Here is a 12640-nt window from a genome sequence, read left to right as displayed (position 1 = left end):
ACCTTTTTTTCTTCAGATAATAAAGTTTCTGGATTTGTTCTATTTATCAGTGTTTTCGATAGTATTGATAACCTTTTGGACTTCCTCTTTTTCTTCTGAGGTCATCTTTTTCCTGATAAATCCTTTTTTGATATCATTTTTATCCGAGAGTTGTGGAAAAATACCGGCCTTTACATTATCGAAAAAATAAGCCGGAGTGATGGCCGGAAGCGGTGTGTCAAAACTATAAGGATAATGGTGAACCATATTAAATTTAAAATTTCCTACCTTAAATGTATGAAACTGCTGATATTCATACGTTGCAGGCTTGTATATCTGTTCTTTTTCAAATCCTTTCATGAAGTTTCCGGATCTGAAACTTGGAAGATATCTCTGGATAAATTCCGGGAAAGATAAAATGGAAATAAAAAATACGCTTAAAATTGAGAAAACAATAACAGCTTTTTTCTGATCAAAATATTCATGGAAAATAACAAAGAATATCACGAAAAAGACATCTGTGAAAAATCTGTATTGGGCTGAAAAAATAAGAACTAATATACTCTTTATCAATAATGAAAGACAGATCAGGGTGGTGAGCTTTTTCTTTTTTACTAAGGTAAAGACAGTGAAAATGACTAAGCTCAAAACAAAAAGAATGTTGATTTTGGATTTGATTCCTTCCAGAGAAAACCAGTTTCTGATATAATCTGCAGTTGAAAATTTCTGGATTTCTTCATACGTGTACTGCATATCATACGTTTTCATAATGGCAAATTGTGAGGAGATTTTTAAAACCTCCGGATCAGGCTTCCAGGCTACTCCTATATCGCCTATTGCTATCGGAAAAACCGGGTATCCAAATGTCCAGATATTTTTAATGAAGAAAAGCAGTAAAATGATTATTCCTGAAAAGAAGGATTTGAAATGGGTTTTAAAAATAAAAACTGAACTTAGGAATGTCAATACAGGCAGCCATATCATGGTTGGTTTTATGGCAAAAACAAATACTGAAAATGTAAAAAGGAAAGTGGAATTTCTGTTCCCTGTCATGATCTCATTTAAAATAATCAATGAAAAAATAATAACAGGAAGATCAGGGCTTGGAGACTGTGAAAACAGCAGTAATACCGGTAGGAAACATAGATGTATCCAGTTTTTCTTTTCAATACTATAAATACTGTAGATGATAAGCAGCACGGTATTGATTCTAAAGAAAGGGTCAGAGAAATTAGAAAACCCAGCCTGAAAGATATGCCAGACAGACATTTGCCCTAAGGTGAGGTCTACATTAGAAATTCCCTTTACCAGACCATATTCTGTGAGCCATTTCAACGTAGGAATATAATATCCGAAATGATCCAATATATAAGGATAAAAAGAACCTGCGAATATAATAACCAGAGAACTTACACTTAATACTTTAAAATCTTTTTTTGTAAGCTTATAGAAATTCTGATAAAGTTTGTTTTTAAAGAAAAAGAATAGCCCTGAGAGTATGGAAGGTATTTCTATATTGATATTCAAGGGAGTGAAAAATGAGATAACTGTCCATATCAGACTTAATCCCAGGATTCCGGATAAAATTTTCCCTGAAATTCCCTGAAACAGAACTCCCCATATATTTTCCATGATCTTTCCCCAGCCCATCAGGACAGGAATGATGAAAATGGATGAAAACAGAATCAGTATCATAAAAAAAGATTGCTTAAAAGTAAGCAATCTTTGTATTTTATCATTAAAATATTTATTAACGGGGTTGTACTCGTCCGTCTTTTCTATCCTGTGATCTACCAATAGTATATCCTGTAGCACCTCCTACAACACCACCTATGACAGCACCAAGGCCTCTGTTTTTCTTAGCCACTATCGCTCCGACAGCTGCTCCACCTACGGTACCAATAACAGTTCCTTTGGCAGCCTTACTCCATCCTTTTTTCTGTGTGGTTCCCTGTGAAGTACCACTTCCGTTATCGGCATAGCTTCCGTTGCTGCCTGAACCAGAGTTTGAGCTTCTGTCTCTATATACTGTTCGTGTTTCTCTGATCACCTGTGGTTTTGAATTATTTTCAGCAGCAGCTCTTGATTTTTTGCTTTCTGATATACTGTCTGCTTTTTTCTGGGCTTCGTACACCATTTTTTCTTTTTCAATAGCCAGTTTTTGTTTTTCTATTTCAAGTTGTCTGGCCTGAAACTCAAGTTTCTGTGCTTCCAGCGACTTTTCTGCAACACGGTCATCTTTCTTGCAGGCCGTCATTAAAAAGACGGATAAAAAACCTGCTAATACTATCTTTCTCATAATTCAAATTTTAATACAATAAAGTCAATTGACTTTTAATTTTAGTTGTATTTTCAATTATAGAGCCAAATTTTAGTTAACGAGTGTTAAAATTAATAGTTAAAAGGAAAATGATTTTGAATAATGATGAATTTTATATTGTTAATGCAGGGTTTCAGGAATATTTTTAAATTTTATTTCATTAATAGTTTTTATTAAATTCATATAAGTTGAGTATTTTTGAATACCAAATTCGTTTTAATATGAAAAAATCAATCTTTACAGTATCAGCAGTGATTACATTGCTTACTGTTGCCACATCGTTTTCCTCCAGAGAAATAGCCCAGCCCTATAAAGGTAGTTCAGGAATAACCGGTGAAACGCCAAAAACTCAGACCTATAAGATCCGGTACGGTCTTCTCTCAAAAAACGGAACCAAAATTCTTTCTGGAAATTATGATGTAGGAAGTTTTCTTGCTGAGAATATAGCTACAGGAGAAGTGTATGATACCTATTACGGTGGCGGATTTCAATCTGTTCCACAATATTATGATGGCCTTCCTGCAGGAACCTATAATTTTTCTGCTACGCAGGGCCAGGGAGGCTGGGTAGGTTATGGAACTGTCGTTGCAACGGTTTCTGATGCCCATGTAGATGCTGATGGATATGTTACAGTGTATATTCCAATCATTTGGGAGGAATAGTCTTGTGAGCAAATAAATATTTAACTAAATTTACCCGTTCCACAGATGAAGATCTTTTAGTTTACTAAATAATTTCACCCTGTTTTGGTGTTTAATTGATCTTCAGATGCAGTTTGATTCTTATAGAAAGTATTCATTCTTCTGTTCCGGTATTGTATAGTGTTTTCTGCTTAGAAAATGTAACAATATAATGACCATTTTTGAATGATTCCACAATATTCTGTTTGGATTTTTCTAAATAGATTTTTTTCATCATTTGTGTTTTTTAGGCCTCCTTGCGGAGGCCGTTTCTTTTTATGCTTTATATGACTTAGCGAATATGATAATTGTGCAAAACATGATATTTTTATGATGCGTTTTCATCTAAAGAAATGCTGTTCTCCCAGTTATAAGAAAACAGAGTATTACAGATTTTAATTATTGTCTCTTTTTGAGAAATATTTGAAAGGCTCGGAAAAATCCCTACTTAAAAGAATTAAAAATTTTATGAGTATAATCATAAAATAAAAAAAAAGAGTGGTATATCTTTGACTAAGAATTAATAGATAAAATAATTTTTATCTCTGATATAAAATTTTTTTTCATCATTTGTGTTTTTTGAGGCCTCCATTTCTGGGGGCTTTTTCTATATGATGAACATTTCTGAATTGCCCTTATACATCAAATAGAATTCTACCGTCGAACGGACTGTCCCAAATGATTGATATTTTGTCATTTGATTTTCGTAACTGAGGCTGAATCATTTCATAGTTTCCATTTTCTGTCATTCTTTCCACGATAAGATCTGCCCCTTTAACTATTTCACTTATTGTATACTCCAACTGATATTCCCCATCTTTGATTTTTGTGAAATCTTCTTTATTAAAGTTTTTTTGTGACATGACATTTAAATTTTACTGGGTTGGTTTAAATAAAGAATAAAGTATGCCAATTTGTGACAAAAAATATTTTTATAGCCGGGTAAGTTATTTTAATTTTTTTTTATGTCATAAATGTAAATTTTATTTTATTAAAATGTAAATTACTTTTTTTTTAATACTTTTGCCAGACCGTTATATTTATCTGAAATTATTAGAAGTAATTATGAAGTGATTTTTAAAGTATCAGTAAAATCGGTTTAAAATACTGAATTGATTAAAATGGTGCTGCAGTAAGAAATTAACTTTTTTTCTCAAAATTGTTATTCTTGGCACGATTTTTCAATATAGAAATGTAACTCATGTTTAATTTGAGTTTTCATGGTTATTAGTTTTTATCCTCGGAATTTCCGGGGATTTTTTTTTGATCTGATATGACGCTGCTCATAAACTCAGGTTGATGTATCCCTTTATCTTTGAAAAAGATAATTTTTTATCCATCATTACTTTTTGCATTATTTACCAAGCTCTTCTTTGATCGGGAAGAGCTTGTTTTTTTAACAAAGGAAAGTTACATGATAAACAAAAAACCATAAAGATTGAACAACATGTGGAAGAGTACTGTTAGAATAAAACTGTAGTGAGGAATCTGCTTGTGGTAATAAATATAAAGGTTATTTAAAATAATGCCTCCAAAAAATGTCATCACAATATAGAGCCAGTTATAATAATGCATTGATGCAAAAATAATACTCATAATGATGATGCAAAATGCGTTATTATTGAGCTTTATCCATTTGCTTAAAATCAGGTAAGGGAGATACTGAAATATAAAAGTTTCAATAAAAGGAGCAACGAATAGGGCAATAAAGTTTAATTCATTTTTTGAGATATTTTGAGACTTATTATAATTGACATCAAAATGTAAGTAGGTGTCATTAATATAATTAAAAAAATATCCGTTTAAAACTGCTAAGACAAAAGAAATCAGAAAGAAGGTGATCAGCTTTTTCATAATAATATTGTTGAAAAAAATGGAATATTTAAAAATCGTAAAAATATAAAAACAAAAAAACCTCTAAATAACTTAGAGGTTTTTTCTGAGGTACCTAGCGGATTCGAACCGCTGTAGATGGTGTTGCAGACCACTGCCTAGCCGCTCGGCCAAAGTACCATTTTTACCATTTTTGAGGTGTGCAAATATAGTAAAATTTCTTTATGAACAAAAGTTTTTAAGCAATTTCTTTCTTTCCAAGATTCTCAATTTCGCTTTTTGCTTGAATTTCAGCCTGATAATTTTTGATGTTTATTACTCTTGTTTCACTCCATTTATCATGCCAGCCATTTTCACCTAAGAAGGAAAATGTATCAAAAGGAACAATTCTCGAAATATTGCGAACCAAATAATCATTGAAAGTAGGTTCTGTTCCATCAATACAAATGACTTTTGTTCCGGTAATATACTTGCCGATCGATCTTCCTTTGGTAAAATATTCTATCAGAAAAGTGTACATAAAGTAGATAAGAGAGGTTATCAGTATATCAAGAAACCTATTGATTTCTGACATCTTATAAACAATCTTGATCAGAAAGTCAATATTGGCTAGGTTGTACAGTAAAGAAGCAGTAAAGCCCAAAGCAAGAAAAAAAACTGAGATGACAAGTCTGTCAATAAAAAAATTAGCAAATCTGGTCAGCTTTTCAGCTTTGTTTCGATCTACAACTACTAAATATTTTCTCATGGTCGGTTATTAGTTTTTGGTTTAGTTTTTGAGTTTAAAATTTTAGAATCCGTTCACAATCAATTTTAACGAAGCATTTGTATCAATAACGGCGGTAATTCCTGTACTGCTAAGTAGAATTTTACTGGGCTTAAGATTGAAAACTCTTCCGTTCATTTTTAATCCTTTATAATACTCTTTATTAAAAGCTTCTTCAATACTTTTCCTTGAAATTTCTTCCAGCTCCTGCGTGGGGATACCATATTCTTCCTCAATCATTTTTACAATTTTTCCCTGAAACAGAAGGGAAGCCGTTTTCTGCAGAATATTGGTTGTTTTCAGCTTGAATTTTGTTTGTGACAAAACAATTTTCCTTTTCGTTTCGTCATATACCGGGATTCCTGAAATAATGGAAGTCCCTTTTATATAGCCATCAGTCTGCGCTTCAATAACTACTCTGTCATCAACACCGTATACCCTGATGTCGGTTACTTTTACTTTAGAATCACGCACATCAAACTCCTTATTCAGGAAAGTTTTTCTTGCCATACTACTTGCCTCAGTAAAAGGAATATTAGCAGTGGTCTGCAAAATAAATCGATCTGCAACTGACGGCGTTGTATTAAAATTGGCAACGCTGGTCACCGGTGAAGAAGCTGCAGGTTTATTTCCTGTGAAAGTTTCCGAAAAGATATCAACACCAAGAGTAGCGTTGATCTGATTTCCATAGAACTTCAAAGGAGTGATATTAACTCCCACCGGACTTACTTTCAGCCAGGTATTATATTCCTCAGAAATATTGAAGGGCTGCAGAAAAGTATTCCAGGCCATTAAGGCATATTGTTGGAAATTCAACTGTGCAGCCATTTGCTGATCAATTGTCTTACAGAATTTTTCCTGTTGTTCTTTTAGGCTTTTTTCAACAATGGAAGTAATAGGAATCTGGATTCTTCCGTAGTCCAGAACGGGTTTTGTAACCCATCTGAAACCGTTCGGACGGGTATTCGTCGTAATGGTCCAGTTATTTTTAAAAGTAACGGTGGTATTGAAAGACATTACCGTTTCGAAGGTTGTATTCTGATAGGTATAAACTCCCAATGTACCAATTCCTTTTTCTGCCCATATTTTTAAAGGAACTTCAATCAGCAGGTTCTGACTGGTTCCACCTACAAGGCGGATAGGTCTTGTTTTCCAAACTTTTACCTTGAACTGGTCATTGTTATTGTCTGTATAAGAATCATCCTGATAAACGAGATCTTTCACAGAAGCATTGATCATATTGCTAAGTTCCGAAAGAGGAATGGTCACAGGCATTGTAATACTGGATTTTATCTTCGGAAAGTTATAGGCTGCCAGCTGATTATCAACGGTGGTCTGGCTAAAAACGCTGATTCCTGCTGCTAAAAATAATATTGTAACGAATTTCAATTTGAATGTTTTTTTATCAACGAAAATATGAATTTTAATTTTCCGGCTTAAAGCTTTTTTCAAGCTCAATGCTGGCGCCTTTCATTTCTCCCTGCATTGGAGGAGCTGTTTTGGTGATTTTTAATTTAATATAATCAATCTGTGGAAAGCTGTTGTGAATTTTTGTAATCATTCTCCCGGCAACATGTTCCAGTAATCTGGATTTTATTTTCATCTCGCCATGAAGAATATCATTGATGTCTGCATAGCTTATTGTGTCATGCAAATCATCAGATTCTGCGGCTTTCCACAGATCGGTATGAAGTTCTACGTTCAGAATATAATAGGTACCGATGATATTTTCTTCGGGAAGTACACCATGGTAGGCATATATTCTAACGTCTTCAAGATATATTTTGCTCATTGCTTCAGATTTTATGAAGCAAAAATCGTCTTAATTCTTCAAAATCTGAATTTATTTCTACAGTTTTTTTATCCTTTTCCATAAGTTCTTTCAAAGGTTCAGGAATTTCAATCTGCGTATGAATGGCTTTTTCCACTGCATCAGGGAATTTTACAGGATGTGCAGTCCCCAGAATAAATCCTTTCTGTTCAGGGTTTTCATGCAGATATTGTTCCATTGCGGCCAATGCAACAGCGCTGTGAGGCTCCAGAACATATCCGTATTTCTCATAAATCTGAGAGATAGTATTCATAGTCTGCTCATCATCAATGGAATAAGCTGAAATTTTATTTTTTACCAATTCAAACTGATTCCCAAAAAGCTCCAGAATTCGTACAAAATTACTTGGATTTCCCACATCCATAGCATTGGATAGAGTGGTAATGGCTTTTTGTGGCTGGTAATTCTGAGTTTTAAAATAATCAGGAACTACCTGGTTGGCATTACAGGCGGCAATAAAATGGCTGACAGGCAAACCTCTGACATGAGCCAGAAGCCCGGCACAGATATTTCCGAAATTTCCGCTGGGTACACAGATTACAGGTTGTTCCTTATGCTCCTGTATCCATTGTTTTAAAGCTATTAAATAATAAATCTGCTGAGGAAGCCATCTTGCAACATTGATAGAATTAGCAGAGGTCAAAAATAACTGACTGTTGATTTCTTCATCTGCAAAAGCCTGTTTGACAAGATTCTGACAGTCATCAAAACTTCCGTTGACTTCCAGCGCTGAAATATTTTCGCCTAATGCTGTCAATTGTTTTTCCTGCACTGGACTGACTCTGTTTTTAGGATACAGAATAACTACATTGATTTGCGGAATTTTATAAAATCCATGGGCAACAGCTCCTCCCGTATCTCCAGAAGTTGCCACCAGAACAGTAACTTTTTTATTCCGGTCTTTCAAAAAATAGGAAAGGCAGCGGCTCATGAATCTGGCTCCGATATCTTTAAAAGCTAGGGTGGGACCATGAAATAATTCCAATATAGAGATTTGTTCATTGATCTTAACCAAAGGGATATCAAAACTGACTGTTTCAGTAACAATTTCCTTTAAGATTTCAGAAGGAATTTCATCACCCATAAAATCTTTCATACACTGGTACGCAATTTCTTCATTGGAATACTGATGAAGATTTTGAATAAATTCCTGATCAAATTGCGGAATGTTTTCCGGAAAAAATAATCCTTTTTCTTTTCCCTGACCTTTTATTGTTGCTTCTCTGAAATCAATTTTTTCAAGATGGTCTTTTAAATTATAATATTTCATTTCTGTTTTTTAAGGTTAATTTTCTTCAACAATCTGAATTCCTGCCGGATTTATTTTTGAAACATAGACAAAACTTTCTATTTCAATTTCATTATACACTGACTCCATCATCTGAGCAATTTTTTCTGCCGTTTCTTTTTGTTCTGACAGCATGAAAATGGAAGGTCCTGATCCGGAAATTCCTCCTCCCAAAGATCCTATCTGTAAGCTTTTTTCTTTGATTTCGTCAAACTTCGGAATCAGGATACTGCGGACAGGTTCTATGATGACGTCGTTAAGACTTCTTCCAATTAACGGGAAATCATTTTTCTCAATTCCAGCTATCAGCCCTGCAATATTTCCCCATTGCTCCACAGCGCTTTTCAAACTGATATTTTTCTTTAAAATCTGTCTGGCATCCGAAGTTTTAACTTCTACCTGCGGATGTACTGCTGTTACAAACAAATCAGGGCTGTTCAGCGGAATAATATCAATCGGGTTGGTAGATTTTACCAGCGTAATTCCACCATAGATGCATGGCGCGATATTGTCTGCATGGCGTACTCCCGAAGCCAGTTCTTCTCCAAACATGGCAAAATGAACCATTTCTTCCTTTGACAATTTGTTTCCTAATAAGACATTGGCTCCGAAGGCGGCTCCGGCGGCACTTGCCGCACTGGAGCCGAGCCCGCTTCCAGGCTTTATATGTTTATGAATAATGACTTCAAAACCATTTTTCAGATTAAAATGTTCCTGAATTTTCAACAAGACGATGCCTGCAACATTTTTGGACGGTTCTTCAGGCAGCCCGAAAGAGTCTGTATGATGTATAATAATATCAGGAGTTTCCAATAATCTGAATTCCATTTCATCATAAGGATCATGAACTGCCATTCCTAAAATATCAAATCCGCAAACCAGGTTGGCTACAGTGGCGGGTACTTTTAATTTTACTTTTTTCATATTTGTATTTTTAAATAGAACGGATAATATCTGCAAAAACTCCACTTGCTGTTACATCAGCTCCGGCACCGGCTCCTTTTACCACCAAAGGCTGTTCGGAATATCTCAGCGTTTTGAAAATGACAATATTGTCTTTGCCATACAGATGAAACAGATCGCTGTCCGGAGCAATATGCTGTAAACCTACTCTGGCTTTTCCGTCTTCAAATTCTGCTACGTATTTTAATATTTTACCTTCGTTTTTAGCATTGTTTAATAAGTTTTTAAAATGGTCTTCATATACTGTGAGTTTCTCATAAAAGTTTTCAACGCTTCCTTCCATACATTCTTCAGGCAGAAAACCTCTATTTTCAATGTCTTCAAACTGAAGCGGATATCCTGCCTCTCTGGCCAGAATTAAAATTTTTCTTGCTACATCTGTTCCCGAAAGATCAAGCCTTGGATCCGGCTCTGTGTATCCTTCCTTCTGAGCCTGGGCTACCACTTCAGAAAAAGTTCTGTTTCCGTCATACTCATTAAACACAAAATTCAATGTTCCACTCAGTACAGCTTTAATGGATTGAATCTGGTCTCCGCTTTTGATGAGGTCGTTGATAGTTCCTATTACCGGAAGCCCTGCCCCTACATTGGTTTCAAAATAAAAACTGCAGTTGTGGTTTCTGGCGGTATTTTTTAAGGTTTTATACTTTCTAAAATCAGAAGAAGCTGCAATTTTATTACAGGCAACAATATCCACACTTCTTTTTAATAAGCTTTCATATACTTCAGGAACCTCAGGACTTGCAGTTACATCAACGAAAACAGAATTCCTAAGGTTTCTGTAGATAATTTCATCAGCAAATTCCCTGGCAGAGGCTTTTTCACCCTGCTGATTCCAGTTAAGATAATTTTCCTGTGATATTCCCTGATCTGAAAACATCATATGCCGGCTGTTGGAGATTCCTGCAATTCTCAGGTTGATCAGAAAGTTTTCTTTTAGATAATCATTTTGGTCATAAATCTGCTGGATCAGTTTTGAACCTACATTTCCTGTTCCACAGATGTAAAGATGAATTTGTTTTATTTCAGATTCGAAAAAATCTTCGTGAAGCACATTTACCGCTTTTTTACTGTCTTTTTCTGAAATCACAATACTGATATTTCTTTCCGAAGACCCTTGTGCTATGGCTCTAATATTAACTCCGTTATTTCCCAGACATCCGAACATTTTGGCACTTACGCCGCTTCTGCTTTTCATACTTTCTCCGACCAGAGCTACAATAGAAAGTCCGGTCTCAATTTTCACCGCGTACACTCTTTTCAGATTAATATCATCCGCAAAAGAAGAGTTGATTGCATGCTCGGCACGTAAAGCTTCTTTTTCTTCAATTGCAATGGTGATGGAATGCTCTGAAGAACCTTGTGTTATAAGGATTACATTGATCTTTTCATGGCTTAAACACTGAAATAATTTAGCTGAAATTCCGGGTATTCCTACCATTCCGCTGCCTTCCAGTGTAAGCAGGGCAATACTGTTCATATTGGAGATTCCTACTGCAATCTGTTTTTCATCTTCTGAAGATTGTAGTTGATGAGAAATCAGAGTTCCCTCTGCATCGGGATCAAAAGTATTTTTGATATGCAGGTTTATATTTTTTACCATGACAGGCTGAATGGAAGGCGGGTAGAGCACTTTAGCCCCAAAATGTGACAGTTCCATCGCTTCATGATAAGATATTTCTGAAATAGGTTTAGCATTGGAGACCAGACGGGGATCAGCAGTCATCATCCCGCTTACATCGGTCCAGATCTGGAGTTCTTCTGCATCAATAGCCGCTGCAATAATAGATGCGGTGTAATCTGATCCGCCTCTCCCTAATGTGGTGGCGTTATTTTTCTCGTCCTTCGCTATAAAACCTGGTCCTACGATAATGTGGTTCTGATTTTCATTCAGAAAACGGGCAATATTATGATCGGTGGATTTAAAATCTACTTTTGCATGGGTAAAATTACTGTCTGTTCTGATCAGTTCTGCAGAGTTCATCCAGACGCAGTCCAATCCCTCATGTTGTAATCTTGCAGCTATAATTTTTGAGGAAAGGAATTCTCCGTAAGAAGCAATTTTATCTTTAATTCTGTCTGTCAATTCCCCAAGAACAGCAATTCCGTTGCAGAGATCCTCGATATCGTTGAAATGTCTTTTTACAAAACTCAGCCATGAGCTTTGTTCTGCGATTGGGAAAAGTTCTTTCACCAGACTGATATGTTTTTCTTCAAGGTTCTGAATGGCCTGACTGTAATTTTCATCATTTACAGAAGCCTGTTCTGCTGCTTTGATCAGTTGATCTGTAACTCCGTGAAGAGCTGATACAATAACAACAACTTTACTTTTTAAAGATTCTCTTTTTACGATTTTTTCCATCAGTAAGATATTCTGAGAATGGGCGACTGATGTTCCGCCGAATTTTAAAACTTTCATCAATTATTTTTTTGAAGTTGGATAAAAAGAAGTGGTTACTCTTTGAAAAAAAGAGTACGGGTACCGGGAATAATATGTGAAAATCTACCCCGTTATGGGGTAATTGTTGTAGTGCCAAATGTAGAAACAGAAGATACGCCTGAAATAAGTGACTTCAGAGCAGAAATATCAGATATGTTTCTTAAAAAATTCATTGTAACAGAACAAATGTACAAATTATTTTGAAACAGACAAGTTTTTAACATAATAAAATATATTTCCTTTTTATGAGATATATTTTGGTGTAATTGATTAAAAATGTTACATTTATGATATTAACTAATAACGAAATAACTATGAAAAATTTAAAGAAATTAAACCGCCTGAATCTGAAGTCAATCAGTGGAGGAAATGTGAATAACTGTTTTGAGAATTGTCCTGCCGGTCCATACGGACCAGGCGAGCCAAGGTCATGTGCCGATTATCATGCTTTACCGGAATGCTGTAAAGGAAGAGTTCTGGTAAGCTTTGAATGCTTCGGACCTTACTGATTCAAATGATCAATTTATTGTTACAGAATAC

Annotated in this window: 13 protein-coding genes and 1 tRNA gene; 2 read left to right on the top strand and 12 right to left on the bottom strand. The window is 35.1% G+C overall.

Annotation, left to right across the window (positions count from 1 at the left end; all coding sequences use genetic code 11):
• Nucleotides 1-39: 39 nt before the first annotated feature.
• Nucleotides 40-1674 carry an LIC_10190 family membrane protein gene (locus tag DEU40_RS00740; RefSeq protein WP_228406416.1) on the bottom strand — a complete coding sequence of 545 codons (1635 nt, stop codon included), beginning with the start codon at nt 1672-1674 and terminating at the stop codon, nt 40-42.
• 55 nt (nt 1675-1729) lie between these two features.
• Nucleotides 1730-2278 (bottom strand): glycine zipper domain-containing protein, encoded by a 549-nt coding sequence (locus tag DEU40_RS00735; protein ID WP_110008078.1) that lies wholly within the window; start codon nt 2276-2278, stop codon nt 1730-1732.
• A 242-nt stretch (nt 2279-2520) separates the two neighbouring features.
• Here DEU40_RS00735 and DEU40_RS00730 point away from each other — a divergent pair, with 242 nt between their 5' ends.
• Nucleotides 2521-2961, top strand: coding sequence for a hypothetical protein (locus tag DEU40_RS00730; RefSeq protein WP_110008077.1), 441 nt, complete (start codon nt 2521-2523; stop codon nt 2959-2961).
• Nucleotides 2962-3094: 133 nt separating this feature from the next.
• Here the strand turns inward: DEU40_RS00730 and DEU40_RS22745 are convergent, their stop codons facing one another.
• The 10 genes from DEU40_RS22745 to thrA all read right to left on the bottom strand — a co-directional run bounded on the left by DEU40_RS22745 (nt 3095) and on the right by thrA (nt 12079).
• Nucleotides 3095-3217, bottom strand: a complete 123-nt coding sequence (locus tag DEU40_RS22745) for a hypothetical protein (protein WP_262510390.1) — start codon at nt 3215-3217, stop codon at nt 3095-3097.
• 397 nt (nt 3218-3614) lie between these two features.
• On the bottom strand, nt 3615-3842 hold the full coding sequence (locus tag DEU40_RS00725; protein WP_110008076.1) for a glutathione synthase: 228 nt from the start codon (nt 3840-3842) through the stop codon (nt 3615-3617).
• Between the two features lie 547 nt (nt 3843-4389).
• Nucleotides 4390-4833 carry a CPBP family intramembrane glutamic endopeptidase gene (locus DEU40_RS00720; protein ID WP_110008075.1) on the bottom strand — a complete coding sequence of 148 codons (444 nt, stop codon included), beginning with the start codon at nt 4831-4833 and terminating at the stop codon, nt 4390-4392.
• Between the two features lie 88 nt (nt 4834-4921).
• A tRNA-Cys gene (locus DEU40_RS00715) sits at nt 4922-4992 on the bottom strand.
• 58 nt (nt 4993-5050) lie between these two features.
• Nucleotides 5051-5560 (bottom strand): RDD family protein, encoded by a 510-nt coding sequence (locus DEU40_RS00710; RefSeq protein WP_110008074.1) that lies wholly within the window; start codon nt 5558-5560, stop codon nt 5051-5053.
• 42 nt (nt 5561-5602) lie between these two features.
• Nucleotides 5603-6967 carry a DUF4403 family protein gene (locus DEU40_RS00705; RefSeq protein WP_110008311.1) on the bottom strand — a complete coding sequence of 455 codons (1365 nt, stop codon included), beginning with the start codon at nt 6965-6967 and terminating at the stop codon, nt 5603-5605.
• Between the two features lie 34 nt (nt 6968-7001).
• Entirely contained in the window at nt 7002-7370 is a 369-nt protein-coding gene (folB, locus tag DEU40_RS00700) for a dihydroneopterin aldolase (RefSeq protein ID WP_110008073.1), read from the bottom strand.
• A gap of 4 nt (nt 7371-7374) precedes the next feature.
• Nucleotides 7375-8679: a threonine synthase gene (thrC, locus tag DEU40_RS00695; protein ID WP_110008072.1), complete on the bottom strand. Its 1305-nt coding sequence runs from the start codon at nt 8677-8679 to the stop codon at nt 7375-7377.
• A gap of 15 nt (nt 8680-8694) precedes the next feature.
• A complete protein-coding gene (locus DEU40_RS00690; RefSeq protein ID WP_110008071.1) occupies nt 8695-9621 on the bottom strand; it encodes a homoserine kinase in 927 nt (308 codons plus the stop codon).
• A 10-nt stretch (nt 9622-9631) separates the two neighbouring features.
• Nucleotides 9632-12079, bottom strand: coding sequence for a bifunctional aspartate kinase/homoserine dehydrogenase I (gene thrA, locus DEU40_RS00685; RefSeq protein ID WP_110008070.1), 2448 nt, complete (start codon nt 12077-12079; stop codon nt 9632-9634).
• Nucleotides 12080-12414: 335 nt separating this feature from the next.
• Here thrA and DEU40_RS00675 point away from each other — a divergent pair, with 335 nt between their 5' ends.
• On the top strand, nt 12415-12609 hold the full coding sequence (locus DEU40_RS00675) for a bacteriocin-like protein (RefSeq protein ID WP_110008068.1): 195 nt from the start codon (nt 12415-12417) through the stop codon (nt 12607-12609).
• The last annotated feature ends 31 nt before the right edge of the window (nt 12610-12640 follow it).

It is taken from the genome of Chryseobacterium sp. AG844, from assembly GCF_003182335.1.
Taxonomy (GTDB): Bacteria; Bacteroidota; Bacteroidia; order Flavobacteriales; family Weeksellaceae; genus Chryseobacterium; species Chryseobacterium cupriresistens.
Note: the sequence above shows the minus strand (reverse complement) of the source record. Positions and strands in the feature narration are given on the sequence as shown.